We start from the raw sequence: 20,241 nt of genomic DNA, 5'->3' as shown, positions 1-20,241 counted from the left end.
GACCTGCACCTTTGATGCATCGACCTGCACCTTTGATGCATCGACCTGCACCTTTAATGCATCGACCTGCAAAAATTAACCTTCCCTACGTTACGGAACAACTCTAAAAGACTTGTGTATACACCTACGAACTTTCAAAATTTATCGAATTTCTTCAAATGTTCGTTATTAGGAAAAATAGGTTGATCTTATGAAGACTACTTTAACTCCTCAAGTAACTCAATCCAAATCTCTACCCCCAGTTGATGCCAAGATTAGAGTCAGTCAATTGATGCGACAGTTGCAAGACGAAATCTCTCAGGGTTTGCAACAGCTAGATGGCGGAGGCACGTTTCAAGAAGATACATGGGAACGACCTGAAGGGGGCGGCGGCAGATCCCGCGTCATCCGCGACGGTGCAGTATTCGAGCAAGGTGGAGTTAACTTCTCTGAAGTTTGGGGTTCTCACCTGCCGCCTTCAATCTTGGCACAACGTCCAGAAGCAGAGGGACATCAGTTTTATGCCACCGGAACTTCAATGGTATTGCATCCGCGCAATCCTTACGTGCCAACCGTTCATCTCAACTACCGCTACTTTGAAGCTGGGCCAGTTTGGTGGTTTGGCGGCGGCATCGATCTAACGCCTTACTATCCGTTTGCTGAAGATGCAGCCCATTTTCATTACACATTAAAACAGGCTTGTGACGCACACGATCCCGAATATTATTCAGTGTTTAAATCTTGGTGCGACGAGTATTTTTATCTGAAACATCGTCAAGAAATGCGGGGCATTGGCGGGATCTTTTTTGACTATCAGGACGGTCAAGGTCAGCTTTATCGAGGCCCCGATCCCAAAGGAGCATCAGCAATCGCCAGCGATCGCGTTGGCATACCAGCAACCCGCAATTGGGAAGAATTATTTGCATTCGTGCAGGATTGCGGTAAAGCTTTTCTACCTGCTTACACGCCAATTGTCAAGCGGCGGCAGTCAATGGAGTATGGCGATCGCGAACGTAATTTTCAATTATATCGGCGTGGACGCTACGTTGAATTCAATTTAGTTTATGATCGCGGCACGATTTTCGGACTGCAAACTAACGGGCGCACAGAGTCAATTTTGATGTCTTTACCTCCATTAGTGCGTTGGGAGTATGGCTATCAACCCGAACCCAACACCCCAGAAGCCGAGTTATACGAAGTATTCTTAAAACCTCAAGATTGGGCAAAGCAGACATCTGCTCTCGTTTAACTTTTGTCTTCAAAGGGAACAGGGAACGGGCAATAGGGAACAGGGAATTGAAGAATTGACATGAATTTACAATCGCTCTCAAAACCTTCAACACAATGGATGCTGGCTGTAGTTGTCGCTGGTACTACCCTTACAGGAATTATCGCTTTCTACGGTGTTTCTCAATCAAATTCTCAATCAAAATCAACCAACAAACCCATTGAAGTTGTGCAACCGACCAGACCAACGATTGAGGAAATTACCGCTTTAGGACGGATAGAACCAGCAACGGAAGTTATCAAAGTATCCGTACCTGCTACGTTAAGCAATGATCGCGTAGCCGAACTACTCGTACAGCGGGGCGGTAGCGTTAAAGCAGGTCAAGCGATCGCCATTATGGATTCGCGCGATCGGCTGCAAAATGCTCTACTGGAAGCGCAAGCACAAGTCAAAGTATCGCAAGCACAGTTAGCCAAGGTGCAAGCTGGCGCAAAATCAGGAGAAATTGCCGCCCAAAAAGCTGAAATCAATCGCCTGAAAGAAGAGTTAAAGGGCGAAATAGCTACTAGAGATGCCACCATTTCTCGCTGGCAAGCCGAAGTCAAAACTGCCAATAGTGAGTATAATCGCTATTCCTCGCTTTACCAAAATGGAGCGATTTCTGCTGTGGAAGTAGATCGAAAACAACTTGCTTTGGAAACAGCGCAAGCACAGCTTACTGAAGCCAGAGCTAACCAAAATAAGAGTGTAGATACTCTACGCAAGCAAATCGAGCAAGCTAAGGCAACCTTAGATGAGATTGCTGAGGTGCGTCCGGTAGACGTGCAAGCAGCTCAGGCCGAGGTCAACAAAGCGATCGCCGCAGCCAAAAAAGCTGAAGCCGATCTCGCTGAAGTTTATATTCGCGCCCCCATAGCAGGTCGCATTCTCGATATTAAGGCCAAACCCGGAGAAGTTGTTGGTGAGAAAGGCATTGCCGAACTCGGACAAACCAGTTCGATGGAAGCGATCGCAGAGATATATCAAACTGATATTGGCAAAGTTCGTGAAGGTCAACAGGTAACGATTTCGAGTGAGTCGTTCTCCCCAGAGTTGCGCGGAACTGTTCGGCTCATTGGGCTACAGGTGATCCAACAAGAAGTAACTAGCGGCGAACCTGGAGAAAACCTCGATCGCAAAGTCATTGAAGTGAGAATTGCACTCGATCCCCAAGATAGCAAACGAGTTGCGAACTTAACTAACTTGCAAGTACAGGTTGCCATTCAGCCGAATAACAATATCAACCAATAAGAGGCAACAGGCAAAATTAATACTAATTCTCAAAACTAATGCGACAAATAGACCATTTTGTAGAGACGCGATTCATCGCGTCTTCACTTCACCCAAAGATGTGTTCCTTGAATTTTTCATTTATCATTTTTAATTTTTAATTGGAGCGAAGCAATTTGACTATCAAAAGATTTATATTCGGTAAATTATTCCGCAAAACCCCACTTGCTTGGCGGCAAATGAGCCGTCAAAAGACTCGTTTATTAGTCGCAATAGCAGGAATTGCCTTTGCTGATTTTCTGATGTTTTTTCAACTGGGAGTGAGGGATGCATTGTTTGATTCGCAAGTTACCCCTTATACCACCCTTAAAGGAGATTTATTTTTAGTCAATAAACTGTCTGATAACTTGCAATCTATCAAAAGTTTTTCCAGAAATAAGCTCTATAAAATAGCAGGTGTTAACGGTGTAAAATCCCTGGCGACGCTATATGTGAGTCAAGCATCGTGGCGAAATCCTGAAAATCGAGCTAGCCGTCAAATTTTTGTCTACGGAATCGATCCGAATCAGCCAGCATTTGACTTACCAGAACTCGATCAACAATTGAATAAACTGAAGTTATTAAATCGAGCGCTGTTTGACAGAGCTGGATTGGTTCCTCAGCTTGGAGACGTTCCTAGTTTGCTGAAAAAACAGAATCCGCTTTCTGTTCAAGCTAACGATTATCAAATTAAAATAGTTGGATTATTTAAGCTCGGTTCTTCTTTTTCTGCTGACGGTAATCTAATCGTCAGCGATTCTACCTTTTTACGGCTCTTTCCCCAACGCCGATCAAACGAAATCGATCTGGGTATTGTTGACGTAGAATCAAATGCTTCGATCGAGCAGATCCAGGCTGATTTGCGAGCCAAGCTACCAGATGATTTACTGGTACTAAACCTTGCTGAATTCACTGCCCGTGAAAGTGCATATTGGTCTACAGGCTCCTCTATTGGCCCGACTTTTAACCTTGGTGTTGCAATTGGTTTTTTAGTCGGAGCAGTTATTGTTTATCAAATTCTCTATACTGATGTCTCCGATCATTTGCCCGAATACGCAACGTTAAAAGCAATGGGTTACAGCGATATATATCTGATTGGAGTTATTGTTCAAGAAGCTTTTACTTTAGCGCTTTTAGGCTTTCTTCCAGGTTTTTTGCTATCGAGTGGATTTTACATCTTTTTTCAGTCTGTGACGTTTTTACCGACTACGATGAAACTAGCTCGTGCGGTAACTGTGCTAGTTTTGACTTTCGTCATGTGTCTTGGAGCTGGAGCGATCGCCATGCAAAAATTACGAGCAGCCGATCCGGCTGATATCTTCTAAGTTTTGAGTTGAAGTTTATAAAAATATCGCATTTCAAAACTTATAGTTTTCTAGCCCTACCAGTTTTCTAGAACCAAGCCCAAGGGAACTCCAAGAAATAAATTATCCAATATTGTGGGGTGGGCATCTTGCCCGCCCAGTAAACAAAGGCGGGCGAGACGCCCACCCTACAATAAATAATTGAATATTTTTTTATTTGGAAGTCCCCAAATTTACGGTTGAACTCTCATGTTGCAAAAAATTAGTCTCGATCAAAGTTCAAAACTGAAAATTCAAAACACTTCCCAACAACCCGTTATTTCTGTTTGCCATCTTGATTACTACTTCGGTCGCGGAGAATTGTGCAAGCAGGTATTGTTTGATATTAATCTCGACATTTATTCTGGAGAGATTGTGATTATGACTGGGCCATCCGGTTCTGGTAAAACTACTTTACTAACACTAATAGGTGGATTGAGAACAGCTCGGGAAGGCAACCTTAAAGTTTTAGGACAGGAAATTTGTGGGGCTAGTAAGCGGCAATTGATACAAATACGGCGACAGATTGGTTATATTTTTCAAGCACACAATTTGTTGACTTTCTTAACAGCAAAGCAGAATGTCCGAATGTCTTTGGAACTCCACGATGAGTATCTAAAGCAAGATATAGATCGGCTGGCAACGGATACTCTGAAAAGTGTTGGTTTGGGCGATCGCATCGATTATTATCCAGACAGTCTCTCTGGAGGGCAAAAGCAGCGAGTTGCGATCGCTCGTGCCCTAGTCAGTCGTCCCAAAATTCTTCTTGCCGATGAACCCACTGCTGCTCTCGATAAAAAGTCGGGTCGCGATGTTGTAGATATCATGCAGCGTTTAGCTAAAGAGCAGGGTTGCACTATTTTACTCGTCACTCACGATAATCGAATTCTTGATATTGCCGATCGCATCATTCACATGGAAGATGGACGCTTAATACAAGAAGCAAGAAAGCAAGTAACTATCTGATTTGGCTAGTCAGATCGTGATTTTTTAGTCTTTTAAGTAGGTAGGCATAATTAAATATAAAATACAAAAGTTTAAAATCCTAATTCACTTCTGCCTCCTGCCTCCTGCCTCCTGTCTTCTACTTAATCGCATTAATTTTAATTATTTGTGAAATTCTTATGAGTCAAACTGAAGAACCAAAATATTGCGTATTGGAATCCTATGATGATATTGAAATCCGCCAATACGAGCCAAAAATTGTTGCCGAAACAGTCATTGAAGCTGAAAGAGATAGAGCCAATAAAGCTGCATTTTCTATTCTTGCTACTTACATATTTGGTGAAAACACATCTGTAACAAAAATTGCCATGACTGCGCCTGTCACACAATCCCAGCCAAGTGAAAAAATCGCCATGACTGCGCCTGTAATTCAACAAGAAGCGGGAGAAAATATCGGCACAAGCACTTGGGCTGTACAGTTCGTAATGCCCTCACAATATACACTGGCAACGCTGCCGAAACCAAAAGACTCACGCATTGCTATCAAAGAAGTTCCCAGCAAGAAAGTAGCGGCAATCCGTTTCTCTGGTTTAGCTGGGGATGAACAATTGAAAGAAAAGGAAGCCAAATTATATGCTTTTCTCGCTCGGCAAGGTATCGAGCCAAAAGGTAAACCGATTTATGCTTTTTATGACTCTCCGTTCATCTTGCCTGCATTCAGACGTAATGAAGTCATGCTCGAATTGCAATAATGTCTGCACGTTTTGTTTGTCACTTTTAATAACTAGATTCTCGTTATTTGCGATCGCATCATCCACAAAAGGGTAATCGATTAACTCTAGAACGCAACTCAAATATCTCAGGAGAAAAAATTATGATTGCAACGACTCAGTTAAAAATTACTAAATCAGAGGAAATCTTTGCTGCTGCCCAAAAATTAATGCCAGGAGGAGTTAGTTCTCCCGTGCGGGCTTTCAAATCTGTTGGCGGACAGCCGATTGTGTTCGATCGCGTCAAGGATGCTTACATCTGGGATGTGGATGGCAATCAATATATCGATTATGTCGGCAGTTGGGGGCCTGCTATCTGCGGTCACACTCATCCTGAAGTCATTGCGGCTCTCCACGATGCCCTGGAAAAAGGAACTAGCTTTGGTGCGCCCTGCTATCTAGAAAATGTACTGGCACAGATGGTAATCGATGCTGTTCCCAGTATCGAAATGGTGCGTTTTGTCAACTCCGGCACAGAAGCTTGTATGGCTGTTCTTCGTCTGATGCGAGCTTTTACGGGGCGGGAGAAAGCTATCAAGTTTGAAGGCTGCTACCACGGACACGCCGATATGTTTCTCGTTAAGGCTGGCTCTGGCATTGCCACTCTTGGCTTGCCCGATTCTCCTGGTGTGCCCAAATCCGTAACTAGCAACACGCTGACCGCTCCTTTCAACGATTTAGAAGCAGTAAGAGTGTTATTCAAGCAAAATCCCAATGAAATTGCTGGTGTAATTGTTGAACCTGTGGTAGGAAATGCAGGTTTTATTCCACCTGCTGCGGGTTTTCTGGAAGGTTTGCGAAAACTCACGCATGAGTATGGAGCGCTGCTGGTATTTGATGAGGTGATGACAGGTTTTCGCATCGCTTACGGTGGAGCGCAGGAGAAATTTGGTGTCATTCCTGACTTGACTACCTTAGGTAAGGTCATCGGTGGCGGTCTACCAGTTGGGGCTTATGGTGGTCGCCAAGAAATTATGTCGATGGTTGCTCCAGCCGGAAACGTGTATCAAGCCGGAACGCTTTCGGGCAATCCACTGGCAATGACAGCAGGAATTAAGACGTTAGAGTTGTTGCAACGGCCTGGAACTTACGAGTATCTCGATCGCATTACAAAGCGACTCACAAATGGGATACTGGAAATTGCTAAACAAACAGGTCACGCGGCCTGCGGTGGTCACATTAACGGCATGTTTGGTTTCTTCTTTAACGAAAGTCCAGTTCGCAATTATGAGGATGCCAAAAAGTCTGACTTAAGTAAATTTGCTCACTTCCATAGCGGCATGTTGGAACATGGAATTTATTTAGCTCCATCTCAATTTGAAGCTGGATTTACTTCTTTAGCTCATACTGAAGCAGACATCGACCGCACCCTTGAAGCAGCCCGAACAGTTATGTCTCAGTGAGCTAGGCTAATGGTTTGAACTTATACCATTTCTTTGTGAGCCTGCGCCAAATTTTTTTGACTTCTTATCTCTTTGTTTCTTTGCGCCCTACCCTGCGGGAAGCCGCTCCGCGTCTATGCGCTCTTTGCGGTTCGTTCCTCATGTATGGCGCATCTTCATACAGAATTGGTATTAGATAACTGCTCCCAAAGAGGTCAACGTGGCAGTTGTCGCCTCAGTTAAACCTTTAACTCCGAAAATATTCATTTGTTCGTAGGGCTTACTTGCTCTCATGGTTTTTAAACATTTGCCTGCTACGATATCCCAAAGTCTAATCGTTTCATCGTCACCGCCACTAACTAAGGTTTGGTTGTCTGGACTAAAGGCAACTGACCAAACCAAGCCTGTATGTCCATACAAAACTTTCAGGCACTCACCTGTAGAGACATCCCACAACTTGATTGTAAGATCGTGACTCGTGCTAGCCAGTATTCTGCCATCAGGGCTAAAGGCGATGGATTGCAACCAGTTTGTGTCTGCTTGTAAAACTTTGAGGCACTCACCCGTGTGCGGATTCCACAACCTGATTGTTCGATCTGGACTAGCACTTGCCAAGATATTACCATCGGGGGCGATCGCAATTGCCCAAATCCAGCTCGTGTGTCCTGCCAATGTTCTGAGGCACTCTCCCGTGTGAATATCCCATAACTTGATCGTTTGATCCCAGGAACCACTCACCAATATCTCTCCTGGAGAGATGAAGGCAACTGACCAAACCGCAGCGTTATGTCCCTGTAAGGTTTTTAAGGCTCGACCCGAACGAACGTCCCATAATTTTATAGTACAGTCTTCACTGCCACTTGCTATGGTTTGGCTGTCTGGACTAAAGGCAATCGATAAAACTGCTGCACGATGTCCCTGTAAAGTTTTTAAGGTTTGACCTGAAGAAACATCCCATAGCTTTACTGTTTTATCTACACTACTGCTGACTAGGATATTTCCTTGATGATTAAAGATAACTGAATGAACCGAGTTGGAATGTCCTTTTAACACTTGGAGGCATTCGCCAGTTGCAACATCCCATAATCTCACAGTGCGATCGCGGCTGCTACTGGCAAAAATTTGACCAATGCCTGGCGACAAGCTGGCACTAACAGGACTAAAACTAACACAGAGTATTTGATTGGTATATCCTTGTAGGGTCTTGAGGCATTCACCTGTCTCGACATTCCATAGCTTCACGGTTTGATCGTGCCCGCCGCTAGCCAAAAGCTTACCTTGGGGGCTGAAGGCAACTGAAAAGACCCAGCTGAAATGTCCTTGAAGCGTTTTGAAACATTCACCCGTATTGACACACCATAACTTCACCGTATGATCGTGCCCACCGCTAGCCAAAAGGTCGCCTTGGGGGCTGAAGGCCACTGAAAAAACTCGATTAGAATGCCCCAGAAGTGTTTTGAGACATTCACCCGTTTGAGTCTTCCATAGCTTAATAGTTTGATCCTCGCTGCCACTTGCCAGTATCTGACCATCTGGGCTGAGGGTAATTGACCGGATTCCACTATTATGATGCTTTTGAAACGTTTGAATACACTGTCCAGTTTTGATATCCCACAATTTAACGGTGCGATCGTCACTACCACTCAACAGCTGAGCATCTGCTCTAAAGACAACAGAGAGTACCCAACTCAAATGTCCCTCAAGTGTTTTGAAGCATTCTCCAGTGCTACTATTCCATAATTTCACGGTGTAGTCATCGCTGCCACTTGCTAATGTGCAATTATCTTGGCTAAATGCAACCGACCAAACCTCATTTGTATGCCCTTCTAAGGTGCGAAGGCACTGACCAGTACTAACATCCCATAGCTTTATTGTGTAATCTGTGCTGGCGCTAGCGAGAATCTTACCATCAGGGCTGAACGTCAGTGATGTTACCCAACTCTTGTGTCGCGTGCAGATGAGGACTGGTTGCACATCGCTAACTTGGTAAAGATGAATTTCTCCATTACTGTCACCTAGCGCCAGAAGTTCTCCATCAGGACTAAAGGCTACCGCATGAATAGCACCAAAAGTTTCAGTAAACGTACACTTCGCTAGATTGGCGTAAGCAAAATTCGTATTTTGCAAATTTACATCTCGTAGGTCAGCCTGCCAAATGTTTAGTCCAGAGAAATCATAGCCCGTTAAATTAGTTCCTAGCTGATTGAGTAAGTTAAGAATATTACCTGCTACATATCCCGGCTCTAAGGGTGACTTCTCTCGCTGTTTGAGTAAGATTTGAGTCAGCTCATATTCCAAGTTTTTTTTGCCTTCAAAGATTGGAATTAACCTGTTAATCACGGGATAGAGAATCAGACGAATTTGAGTCTCTCTTACATAGTCTTTGGCAGTAGCTTTGATCAGAGCATGGCTTTTAAAAAGCGAAAACTCCTGCTTAGTAATCTCCTCAAAAACTTGTTCAACCAAGCGATTTGTCACGTACTCCATGACGACTGGCTGTAGAGTGAAGCAAGCTGTATGTCGTTCGATGAGCGATCGCCGTCCCAAAGATTCTAGGGTTTCAACTAAATTGAGTTGTGGAAAAGGTGATACTAAATCTTCTCGTAACTTGGAGAGGGTTACTGGCTCCCGATTAATCGCTAACCAGTACATTACATCTTTTCCCCCATCAGATAAACGCTCAAATTGCTGCTCTAATAGGTCACGAAGATCGCCAAATACGGTGGTTTCCTCCTTTAAAAACTCAGAAATATAACCATCAAATAAATCTTGAATCGTAGTTGCCACAATTTTTAAGGCTAAGGCATTGCCCCCATAGCGTTTGACCAGTGCGCTGAATTGAGTTTCTGAACCCTTGAGCCTCTTACTCTTAAGAATTTCCTCTCCCTCTCCTTCTTTAAGTCCACCCAATCTCAAAGTTCGCACTGGCAAGGCTTCTCCTTCTAGAGAGGCGACCTCTTTAGGTTTTTCTCGCGTTGTAAGTAGCAAGCAACTCTGGTGGTCTGATTTACCTACTCGTTCGAGGAGTTCGCCATATTGCTCATATCCAAGCCTATATTGTCCTGCTCGACTCCCACCACGTAACACAGCATCTACATTATCAAACACGACTAAGCACCGCATCTCCTTAAAGTAGTTAAGCAACTGGGAAATCTTTTCGCTGACGCTTTCCGGCAATTCTGCCTCAGTTTCTTGCTCGTCAGACAGAAACTGAATAATGCTACCCAAGAATGTATCAATGGGTGGAGCGTCATACAGCGATCGCCAGACAATACAATCAAATTTGTTTTGCATTAATTCTGCCAATTTGATCGACAGAGAAGTTTTGCCTACTCCACCCATTCCGAGAATGGTAACTAATCGACAGCAATCCTTCAGCAGCCACTCATCCAGAGTACTGAGTTCTTCTGTACGCCCGTAAAATGCTAAGACAGAAACAGCTTCCCCCCAATCTTGACGGCAATTGGGGTCTGAGGTCGAATAGTAGCCTTCGCATAGGCAGCTATCAAAACCAAGAAAGAGAGCCTCAAGTGTTCGCTTGTCAACTCCCTTCCTACGGTTCAAAACTTTTCTAATTGTTAGAGGGTCTAAGTTAGTGCGGTAGCTTAACTCTTCAATAGTGAATCTCTTGCCAAAATTATCTCGAAACTCAAACTTGTGCCTTGCTTCCTCAAACTTCTGTAAACCAACAGAAGTGAGTATAACTCCGCGTTTACGTCTTGGCATACCCAAATTCCTCTACAAACAAAGATAGATTTAGCACAGAACTTAAGTACTTTTTCACCCATACGGGGTAAATATAGCATGGCTGACAGACACTAGGAGCAACAGCCGCAATCACATCTCCTAACCAAGACACCTTGATATACATAATTAAAGATATCTTGTCATGGTTAGTTCCTGGTATGGTGGTTTAAACCCAGGACTGTTGGCGACTTTTTTGTCTGCTATAGTCTGCGCCTACTTCCTTTTGCCACCTTTTTATTCTTTGGCTATTACTGGGTTCAGTGTAGTGGGGTTGCTTCAGTTTGTGTTAGTAGGGTTGTTGATTAGCTTACTTAACACTGCACTACGTCAGGCGCGATCGCAAGCTCAAATGAACGCGGTAGCAGCCCTGCAAAATTATGAGCGTCTACGTGAAAGTCAAGACAGTCTGCGTCAAAGTGAAGAACGTTATCGGTTATTAGTAGAAGGAGTAACTAATTACGCAATTTTCATGCTAGATCCAAACGGTAACGTTACCACTTGGAACATTGGAGCAGAAAGTATTTTAGGTTATCAGGAAGCAGAAATAATTGGTCAAGCTTTTGAACGAATTTTTTCACCTGAAGCAATTGAGCAGGGACAACCACAACAAGTCTTGAGACAAGCTGTCGCTGAAGGATTTTCGCGGGAGAATCGCTGGCATATTCGTAAAGATGGTACATATTTCTGGGCGCATTGTCTCATCACACCTTTACTAGATGGCGATGGAAATCTGCGCAGCTTTTCTAAAATTATGCAAGATATTACTGAACGTAAGCAAGTTGAAGAAGAAAAAGAGCAACTACTACTGCGAGAACAAGCTGCACGCGCCGTTAGCCCCAGCGTTCGCCTACGGTGAACAAAACGCCAATGTCGCAAATACCAGTGTTAGTTTTTACAGAGCGAAATAATTTTAGCGATCGCTCACCGGAAGTGCCCGTATTTTCGCTTAACTGTAATAATTTTAAACCCACACCTCCCACACCCCTGGATTTCTCACAAGTGAGAAATCCAGGATTATGTATGCGTCGATGCGATCATTTGCGTTCAAGCAATATTCGGTATCCTGTGTCTTAGCAAGGCTTCTAGAACCGAGACTTACACCCAACAGACAAAGCCGAACTTTGTTCAGGAAATAGGACTTTCATCATTTTGCTCAAGAATTCGGATTATAGCTTCAATTAATTTCCCTGAACGATGCCAGTCAAACCCGTGGCGATGAAAATTAAACATCGCTACTGCGGCGAGTATATCAGCCAGATCCTCAGTCAATTGACCAAGATGCTGAAGATTAACTAATTCCTTTGCAAGTATGTCGTTAGCTGTTGCATATTTTTGTAACACATCAGCTTCTTGTCCTACTACGGTTCGAGACTCAGACAAAGTTTCTAGAGAAAATAGTTCAATTGTTGGAATTGTGGCTTTAGGAAGTGTAGGAATCAAAGCCCTTAAACTGTGCCAAGCTGCCAGAATAGATATTTTACTTGACAAAGCACGGCTAAAAAGATCGTGCAGCACAGTTGGCAGAAGTAAGTCTTTGGGGATAACACTAAGTTTATGTCGCTCGAGATGGTCAAGTATAAGCCATATTGAAGTGTCTGCGTCGAAGTGCTGATGAACGCACTTCATGGCTTCCAGCCCACCAAATCGATCGCTTTCAGGCTGATAGTCACTAAAGAAAAATTGATTAATAAAATTCTCACGCTCAAGAGTATACATGAGTTCAGAGATTTGGGCGATCGCTTGTTGCCGATCCACTGTTGTAAAAAAGCGCACCCGGACATCTGGCGGTTTTCTCATAAAGAAGAACCAGCGCAACAAACCATGACTCCGCCAGTGAGTAACCAAAGGTTCGAGCCGAGCAAAAAGGGCGCGGGCGCTTGGTAATGCCTCGCCCTGATGCCTTACGAGTCCCACGTTGAGTTGCACCCAATCCCCGTTTTCCCAGTTATGACTACTAAATTGTCGCTCGTGAATCATTTAAGACTGTTATGTCTGCTTTAATTTATCTGAAATACTTAGATTAGTCTGTAAGCTGTTCGTAACTTTGCCAATGTTAAATCAAGAAAACAAAGGTTGACAATAGAAACTCGCTTAAAGCAGCATTACGGCATGTTTGTTAGCCACTAAAAGTAACATGGTTCTCAACAATATCGACCGTATCGAAGCACCTCCAGCAGATGTGTTTTACCAAGAGTATATTCTGCCGCAGCGCCCAGCGATTATCACTAATATGTTTGATAATTCATCATTGCGTCAGATGGATACCCTTGAAAAGGTAAGAACTGGGTTGACTGACATCCCAGTTCAAATATCTCCAAATTACATCGCTAATCTGCTAGATTCAACATCAGCTAATGTTCCTCGTATGATGAACTTGGGTGCATATCTTGATTTCCTGCAAGCACAACCCACAACTCTTGATATTTGTGTTGAGTATCCTACACCCGAAAAATTGCTTGAGTTATTGCCCCTGAATTTATACCAAAATTTCAATGATGAGAGCGATTTATACTCGAATATGTTTGTCGCTGCCAGCAATAACTATGCTCATTTGCACTATGATGCCGATCAGCGTAATGTTTTGTTGTTTCAAGTTTTTGGCGCAAAACGATTTGTATTGATTCATCCGCGTGAAACTCAAAAATTAGATGCCATCGAGCAAGCTAATCTATGTCGTACAAGTGGCATCTTCTTGGAAAATATGTCAGAAGCCGAGAAAACAGATTTTCTCCAATATACCAACGCCTTTGACGCAGTACTTTACCCTGGGGAAACTATTTTTATGCCAATGATGATCTGGCATTATATTGAATATTTGGAACCAGCCATGTCAATTGCTTATCGTTTAGGACGCAATCCTTATAATCGTCGATTGGCGAATCTATTTCCAGCCCCATCGGTTGATGTTCAATCCTTGTCGTTGTTGTTGCAAGATGAGACACAAGCACAATTACATCATCTGGAATGGTTGAATAAACTAGAGGCTGTAAGCCATTCCTTAGCAGGGAATGAAAGCGATCGCAGGGACACTTTGAACTACCTATCTTTAAGGATTCGCGGGCAATATCTTGGCCTTGAACCTATCAAGAATATTCGGGAGTTGAGAAGACGTGAAGCGATGTTGAACAAGTCTCTGGGAGGGAAAGTATAACTTAATTCATAATCTTAAGAGGTTATTTTAAGGGAGTGCGATCGCAAATACATTATTAAACACTAGCCTGCTCCGACCGAATTAACCGTGCATAAGAACCATCAATCTGAGACATTTCTGCATGGTTCCCTCGTTGGACCACTTTACCCTTTTCTAAAACGATGATTTCATCACAGTCGCGGATGGTACTGAGGCGGTGAGCCACAATAATACAAGAACAGCCTCGATGACGGAGATTCCGGTCAATAATTTTTTCCGTCTCTGCATCTAGAGCGCTGGTTGCTTCGTCCATAATGAGAATTGTCGGCTCGTTGACTAATGCACGAGCAATTTCTAAACGCTGGCGTTGTCCTCCACTGAAATTAGCAGCACCTTCAAGTAAGTTGCCTTCATAACCCCCAGGTAAAGCTAAAATCACTTCATGAATGGCAGCATCTTTGCAAGCTCGCACTAATTGAGAATTTGACACTGTATCATCCCACAAGGTCAAGTTATCTCGAACTGTGCCGGCGTACAGAAAAATTTCCTGTTCTACCATTGCCACAGAATTAGAAAGTATCGCTCTAGGAATTTGCTGTCTGGGAATACTATCAAAAAGAATTTCTCCCGACCAAGGTTGATACAGCCCCGCTACTAATTTGGCAACTGTTGATTTACCAGAACCACTACTACCAACTAAGGCTACTCGCTGTCCTGGTTTTAATTGAAAACTCAGGTCTTCAATTAGAGGCCCATCTGTTCGAGAGTAGCCAAATGTGACATTTTTTAATTCTACATATCCCTTAAGTTCGCAGGATGAAGCATATTGTAATGGTTTGGCTGTTGAGGTATGTAAATTATGACTGTCCAATTCTGAATCGGTTGCGTTTTGCAACACATCATCCAGCCGATTTAAGTCTCCTTCTAGTTCCTGCAAGGTACTACCGAAATTCACCAGAAAATTGACTGGAGTCAAAAAGCTAGTCATTAAACTTTGGAAAGCAATCAACATCCCGATGCTGAGATGCCCATCCATGACTCGTAGACCCCCAATAACTAAAACTAATAGGGAACTTAAACTAGTCAATAAAATAGGTAAAACGCCTAGTACTTGATTAGTGATGCCTAATTCCTGCTGACCGTTGATAAATTTTGTGTAGTAACCCGACCAACGGGAGAAAAAATCAGATTCCAAAGCTGATGCTTTGAGGGTTTCCATACTTTGAAGGGCAGCAATTTCTGTACCTGCAACTTTGCCTCTATCTTGAATGATTCGCATATAAATATCTGTACGCTGCCGGGAAATCCATTGCAATGTCAACATATTAATCGCAGCAAAACAAATACCGATCGCAGTCAGCACGCCATCATAAGCAAACATAACTAAGGCGTAAAATACCACCATGATCGTATCAATCACAGTCCTGGCTAACTGCCCCGATAATACTTCTGCAACTTTAGTATTGATATTGATTCGACTGCTAATTTCTCCGGCAAATCTTTGGGAATAAAATGATACTGGCAAGCGCAGAATATGGTGGATAAATTGCCCCGACATCTCCACCGATAACTTAATATTTAGCTTTCTCAGAAAGCGTCTTTGTAGTAATGTCAGTAACACCTGGATAACCACAGTAATTGCCATTCCCAAAATCAATGGACGCAACCACTCTGTACGATTTTCTACCAGAACATTATCGACAAAAATCTGATTAAAAACTGGTAAAACTAACCCTGGAATGACTAGAAAAAATCCTGCCAGAAAACAATAGAGAATCGCTCCCCAAGAACCGCGCAAACGGTCAACAAGTGCCCCAATTAAGCTAGGTTTGCGACCCCCACGTTGGAATTCCGGGCCTGGTTCCATCACCAAGACTACCCCTGTATAGGCTTCATCAAATTCTTTGAAGGAGACTCGCCTCGGCCCCGTAGCTGGGTCGTTGAGATAAACCCAATCTTTTTTAAATCCTTCTACTACTAAGAAATGATTAAAATTCCAGAAAACAATGTATGGCGGACGAAGTTCTTGTAATTGCGCCAACTGCTTTTTAAAACCTTTGGCTTGCATCCCGCAATTTCTCGCAGCTTTGATCATGTTGGAGGCTTTGCTACCATCACGAGAAACCCCACAATTTTGCCGCAGTTCTGCTAAAGGCACAATTTTGCGATGATAGGCTAAAATAATCCCGAAAGCTGCTGCTCCACACTCCACCGCTTCCATTTGCAATAAGGTCGGAGTTTTGACGCGGTAGTTTATCTGAGTTTGTGCTGTTTCTAGGTCTGATAATGGAGCTTTTTTACGTAAGGGATTGAGGTTTTGAATTGAGGAAATTAATTGCTGAATCAATTGCACAAGACCATTTTTAAACTTTAGTTAATGCCAGTAAATTCTCGTAGAATGGGTAAGACATAAGTAATTGGTGCCTGCTCTGCTACTTTAACGCGGACACTGGTAGTTGTTCCCCCAGAAATTTTTAATTTTGGCCCTTGGGAAGAAGACCAGCGATAACCGCTAAAAGTAGATGGAGTTATTTCCATTTCTGCTCGCACTTCAATGTCTCCGCCACCAGTTGGCAAGATGTTGGTTACTAAATCAGAGTTGCCAATCACAGACTTTGCACCTTCTTTAGTCACAGGTAAGGGGGAAACGGAAATAACTTTGCCGACAATGCCGCCAAAGCGTTCTCTTTTCACGGAGGTGGGGGTGATTTGTACGGTCATTCCTGGTTGAATCTGTTTGCCATCTTGGATATTAAAGTAGGAAACGGCAATTAGTGGGGTGTTTTTGTCGCCGATGTTCAGGGTGACAAGGGGAGTTTTCGGGGTAGTAACTTGTCCGACAAAACCAGTCACTTCTAATACACAGCCATTACTAGGGCTAACAATCTGACTATTATCTAATATTTGTTTTTCCAATTGAGCGATCGCTCGATTAACTTCTTGAATTTGATTAATTTTTATATTGACATTTTCGACGTTCTCTTGCTCAATACGTTGGCTCTTAGTATCTAAATCTTTTAATTGCGCTTGTAGTTCGCTTACGGAACTCAAATTTTGTAAGTATCTCTGCTGTGCTTCTGTTTCTTGTACATCTAACTGTTTGAGCTGCGCTCTAAGATCGTATAGGGTCTGCGTTCCCTGTTTATATTCTTGCTCTGCTTGTAGATATGTATCTTTGGAAATAGCTCCCGCATCTACGAGTTGCTGGCGCTTTTGCAATCGATCTTTGAGTATCGGTACGATCGCTACAGCATCATTGAGCCGTTGCTGCAAACTAATGCGCTGTTCGCGGATGGCATTTAAGCCTTTTTCATAAAACGCAGGCGTGAGAGTCTGAGTGTCCCGCAAACGTTGTATATAACTAGCTCTAGCAGATGCGATCGCTTCTTTTTCTTTAGCGGTACGTTGTCGCTGAAGCAACGATGAATTTTGTTCTTGTGTTTGTAATTGCCCTAGTTTTGAGCGTTGCAGTTGTAATTGCTGTTTTAAATCCGTCGGATCGATTGTTGCTAGGACATATCCTCGATCTATACATTGTCCGGTTTTGACATTCAAACTTTTTAACTGTCCTGAAATTGGCGATTCAAAAGTGACAACTTGATTAGGTTGAATGAGAATTCCTTTTCCTGTTACTGTCACAGGAATACGTCCAAAAATACTCCAAATTAACCCCAGTAACACAAAAGTACCCAACGTCGCCAAAGGTAGCCAATCCATAGGGTTAACTATTTGCATTAACTGATCCAATCTTTCTGGAGAAGATAAACGATCCAGTGATTCTTTGCGAAATATACTATCTTGATTTTCAGCCATTCATTTGTTAATTCGTAATACTTCTCTACGAGAGGCTGCGCCAACGACTGCGCTCAGTAAAAGTTCGTAATTTAGATTGAAATTGCAGACTAATAAACCTACCTCCTTCCTGCCTCCTGCCTCCTGCCCCCTGCCTCCTGCCTCCTGCCTCCTTCATGATTGTCGATTCAGACGTTTAATCATCCAGTCAAATCTAGCACCTGCAAGGGCGGTATTATCTAATGTATCTAAGTTGAGTTCATCTTCAACTTCAATATCTTCTGCTAAAAGTTGGTCTAGTTGGTAAGCCAATTTTCCAAATCCACGACGAAAGAGGCGATCGCGAATCCGATCTACTAAAACTACAGCGATCGCTTTGTAAAAACGTGCTGTAAATCCTGTATCTCGCTTTAATTTTTCAGCTAGTTTCTGTTGTGGTAGAGCTAGTAATACAGAAGATTCTGCTGCCTTGACTGTGGCAGAGGCGGTTGTTGCTTCTACAAAAGACATTTCCCCTAAAATTTCGCCTTTGACTGATTGAGCAATTTCTCTTTCGACAAGTTTATTGTCTGGGGTGGTAACAAAAATTCCTAACTTGCCATCTAATAATATATATAATGCTTCAACAGGTTTTCCTTCTTCAATTAGCACCTTACCTGGATTGACTTGAGTTTTTACTCCTTGAGAAATCATCCAATCAATATCGCCATCATTCAAAATAGCAAATACAAACAAAACCTTTCGCAGTGGTTCTCCTGGAACTACTTTGTTCTTAGCAAGAAAATCAGTGAGTCCCCGCAATTGCTGTGAAAGTAAAACAGCTATCGTTTGATAAAAATGCGCGGCAAATTCTGTATCTTGCTCCAGTTTTTGAAATAATAATTGTCTTGGTAGTGCTAATACCTGTGAGGATTTAAGAGCTATAAAAGTAGTAGATGGAGGACGATTATCTATAAAAGATAAAGTTTCTACAATTTCCCCTGGCGATACGCGATCGATTTCTTGTGCGTCTTTTAGATTGCCTGTGGGAGAAACACAAATACTTAATCCTCCCTCTAGCAAAATTTCTACTGTATCAATAATTTCTTTACCTTCTTGAATGAGAACTTCACCAATACGATGCTCTCTACATCTGCCTACACTGAGCATCCAATCAATATCAGTTTCCCTGAAAGCAGCAAAACTAGGAGTATTAACCAGGATTTGTCTAAACATAGGATTTAAACTTGATTATGAGTGGAATTAAATCATTTTTTGTAGGAAAATACAGCTTTTTGTTAGTTTTCTTGAAGTCTTCTACCTAGCTGTCTGACATAAGTAGTAAAAATTCAGTAAAAACAAGGTTTTTCAGAAAAGGGGTCGAGTTGCATAAGACGGTAAAGTTACCAGACAACTATAGCAATCGCTCTATTCTCTGTCATTAAAGCTACTTACATATTTGTACGTATTTTCTTGTAAACTATTCTGGATTGCTATACTCTTGCTTATGCTAAGTTCTACGTACTGGGAGCATCTCACTTTTGTAAAAACACGTTTGCCCTGGCGAATGGAATTCGCGGCTATACAGGCAAAAGCTACCGATCCTGGGTTTCAAATTGTTAGAGTCCGCGTAGGCTAGGCGGACTTCGTTTGTGTAGCTGCAATTTATAATCACCTGGTATATTTGCAAAGGTGAGATGCTCCCTACGTACTTTATTTTTTTTTGCAAAATCTTTAACAAAGCTTTTACACAGAAGTTAATATAGGTTTTATCATTAAGTAGTTAATTTAACTCAATATCACCTTTTCGTGCTATCACAAATATTTGTCTTTGTTAGATGATTGAAAATTAATAGGACTTAATATGAATTGGATACAAAAATTTGTAAAATTTCCAGCATTTCCTATATATTTGGTATTAATAATTTCTAGTTTGCCCAGAATCGCGATCGCTGAATCACCAATTTCACTTAAATTCCAAAGATTCCAGAGTTGGCAAATTAGTCAGAGGTTTATCCCACCAAATCGAAAAGCACCACAAACTACTGCTGGCGGGGCAAGTCGTCGTGGCCGTTCCTGCTTTTTAGAGAGTAAAGAAACTTTAACTCCCTTAATGCCTGCGAATAAATTAGGTTTAACCTTTGCAGAACGTCCGACATTTTACTGGTTTGTACCAGAGACAGCAGTACAAACTGCTCGTTTTTCACTTCTAGATGGTGAGGATATAGTCTACGAAACGACTTTTAAACTTCCTCAGCAATCAGGAATTATTGGTTTTACTCTCCCGGCAGAAGCGCCAAGTCTCAAAGTTGGTAAACAGTATCAGTGGTATATGGCGATCGCTTGCGGTGCAGACAAACTAGCAGAGGACATCGCTGTTGACGGTTGGGTAGAACGAATTCAACCCACTCCTGATTTATCGAAGGAAATAGCCAGGACAAATCCCAAGCAACTGTCCCAAGTCTATGCCACATCTGGTATTTGGTACGAACTGGTGCATACTTTAGTACAGCAACGTCTTGCCAATCCAAGCGATCGCACAGTCATGGCTAATTGGCAAGCACTATTAGAGTCAGTGGGGTTAGAAAATTTAGTTTCCAAACCTTTAGTAGATATCTGCAATAACAAGACTAAGTAA

Annotated in this window: 15 protein-coding genes and 1 pseudogene; 10 read left to right on the top strand and 6 right to left on the bottom strand. The window is 42.6% G+C overall.

The window, feature by feature from the left end; translation table 11 throughout:
* Positions 1-190: 190 nt before the first annotated feature.
* The 6 genes from hemF (at position 191) to hemL (ending at position 6,976) form a co-directional block, all read left to right on the top strand.
* Positions 191-1,228: an oxygen-dependent coproporphyrinogen oxidase gene (gene hemF / locus ACM0OY_RS04735; protein ID WP_414567730.1), complete on the top strand. Its 1,038-nt coding sequence runs from the start codon at positions 191-193 to the stop codon at positions 1,226-1,228.
* Positions 1,229-1,288: 60 nt separating this feature from the next.
* Positions 1,289-2,497, top strand: coding sequence for an ABC exporter membrane fusion protein (locus ACM0OY_RS04730; protein WP_414567729.1), 1,209 nt, complete (start codon positions 1,289-1,291; stop codon positions 2,495-2,497).
* A 155-nt stretch (positions 2,498-2,652) separates the two neighbouring features.
* Positions 2,653-3,840 (top strand): ABC transporter permease DevC, encoded by a 1,188-nt coding sequence (devC, locus tag ACM0OY_RS04725; protein ID WP_414567728.1) that lies wholly within the window; start codon positions 2,653-2,655, stop codon positions 3,838-3,840.
* A 228-nt stretch (positions 3,841-4,068) separates the two neighbouring features.
* Positions 4,069-4,824, top strand: coding sequence for a DevA family ABC transporter ATP-binding protein (locus ACM0OY_RS04720; RefSeq protein ID WP_414567727.1), 756 nt, complete (start codon positions 4,069-4,071; stop codon positions 4,822-4,824).
* 158 nt (positions 4,825-4,982) lie between these two features.
* On the top strand, positions 4,983-5,555 hold the full coding sequence (locus tag ACM0OY_RS04715) for an SOUL family heme-binding protein (RefSeq protein WP_414567726.1): 573 nt from the start codon (positions 4,983-4,985) through the stop codon (positions 5,553-5,555).
* 122 nt (positions 5,556-5,677) lie between these two features.
* Complete coding sequence (gene hemL / locus ACM0OY_RS04710; protein WP_414567725.1) at positions 5,678-6,976, top strand: glutamate-1-semialdehyde 2,1-aminomutase; 1,299 nt, start codon at positions 5,678-5,680, stop codon at positions 6,974-6,976.
* 171 nt (positions 6,977-7,147) lie between these two features.
* Here the strand turns inward: hemL and ACM0OY_RS04705 are convergent, their stop codons facing one another.
* Together ACM0OY_RS04705 and ACM0OY_RS04700 are read right to left on the bottom strand one after the other, a co-directional pair.
* Positions 7,148-10,681 (bottom strand): NB-ARC domain-containing protein, encoded by a 3,534-nt coding sequence (locus ACM0OY_RS04705; RefSeq protein WP_414567724.1) that lies wholly within the window; start codon positions 10,679-10,681, stop codon positions 7,148-7,150.
* Entirely contained in the window at positions 10,668-10,826 is a 159-nt protein-coding gene (locus tag ACM0OY_RS04700; RefSeq protein ID WP_414567723.1) for a hypothetical protein, read from the bottom strand. Before ACM0OY_RS04700 ends, ACM0OY_RS04705 begins: the two co-directional genes overlap by 14 nt.
* 15 nt (positions 10,827-10,841) lie before the next feature.
* Between ACM0OY_RS04700 and ACM0OY_RS04695 the strand changes: the two are divergent.
* A pseudogene (locus ACM0OY_RS04695) lies at positions 10,842-11,531 on the top strand (PAS domain S-box protein); the annotation flags it as partial.
* 38 nt (positions 11,532-11,569) lie between these two features.
* Positions 11,570-11,776: a hypothetical protein gene (locus ACM0OY_RS04690; RefSeq protein ID WP_414567722.1), complete on the top strand. Its 207-nt coding sequence runs from the start codon at positions 11,570-11,572 to the stop codon at positions 11,774-11,776.
* A gap of 51 nt (positions 11,777-11,827) precedes the next feature.
* Here the strand turns inward: ACM0OY_RS04690 and ACM0OY_RS04685 are convergent, their stop codons facing one another.
* On the bottom strand, positions 11,828-12,679 hold the full coding sequence (locus tag ACM0OY_RS04685; RefSeq protein ID WP_414567721.1) for a thiopeptide-type bacteriocin biosynthesis protein: 852 nt from the start codon (positions 12,677-12,679) through the stop codon (positions 11,828-11,830).
* A 157-nt stretch (positions 12,680-12,836) separates the two neighbouring features.
* On the opposite strand from ACM0OY_RS04685, the gene ACM0OY_RS04680 reads away from it, so the two are divergent.
* The gene (locus ACM0OY_RS04680) at positions 12,837-13,853 is read left to right on the top strand and encodes a cupin-like domain-containing protein (RefSeq protein ID WP_414567720.1); all 1,017 of its coding nucleotides are present in this window, start codon (positions 12,837-12,839) and stop codon (positions 13,851-13,853) included.
* A 55-nt stretch (positions 13,854-13,908) separates the two neighbouring features.
* Here the strand turns inward: ACM0OY_RS04680 and ACM0OY_RS04675 are convergent, their stop codons facing one another.
* The 3 genes from ACM0OY_RS04675 to ACM0OY_RS04665 all read right to left on the bottom strand — a co-directional run bounded on the left by ACM0OY_RS04675 (position 13,909) and on the right by ACM0OY_RS04665 (position 18,839).
* A complete protein-coding gene (locus ACM0OY_RS04675) occupies positions 13,909-16,053 on the bottom strand; it encodes an NHLP family bacteriocin export ABC transporter peptidase/permease/ATPase subunit (RefSeq protein WP_414567737.1) in 2,145 nt (714 codons plus the stop codon).
* Between the two features lie 149 nt (positions 16,054-16,202).
* Positions 16,203-17,645 (bottom strand): NHLP bacteriocin system secretion protein, encoded by a 1,443-nt coding sequence (locus ACM0OY_RS04670; RefSeq protein WP_414567719.1) that lies wholly within the window; start codon positions 17,643-17,645, stop codon positions 16,203-16,205.
* 153 nt (positions 17,646-17,798) lie between these two features.
* Positions 17,799-18,839, bottom strand: a complete 1,041-nt coding sequence (locus ACM0OY_RS04665; RefSeq protein WP_414567718.1) for a cyclic nucleotide-binding domain-containing protein — start codon at positions 18,837-18,839, stop codon at positions 17,799-17,801.
* Between the two features lie 628 nt (positions 18,840-19,467).
* Between ACM0OY_RS04665 and ACM0OY_RS04660 the strand changes: the two genes are divergently transcribed.
* Positions 19,468-20,241 (top strand): DUF928 domain-containing protein, encoded by a 774-nt coding sequence (locus ACM0OY_RS04660; RefSeq protein WP_414567717.1) that lies wholly within the window; start codon positions 19,468-19,470, stop codon positions 20,239-20,241.

Source organism: Nostoc sp. CCY 9925 (assembly GCF_963920935.1).
In the GTDB taxonomy this organism is placed as follows: domain Bacteria; phylum Cyanobacteriota; class Cyanobacteriia; order Cyanobacteriales; family Nostocaceae; genus Nostoc.
Note: the sequence above shows the minus strand (reverse complement) of the source record. Positions and strands in the feature narration are given on the sequence as shown.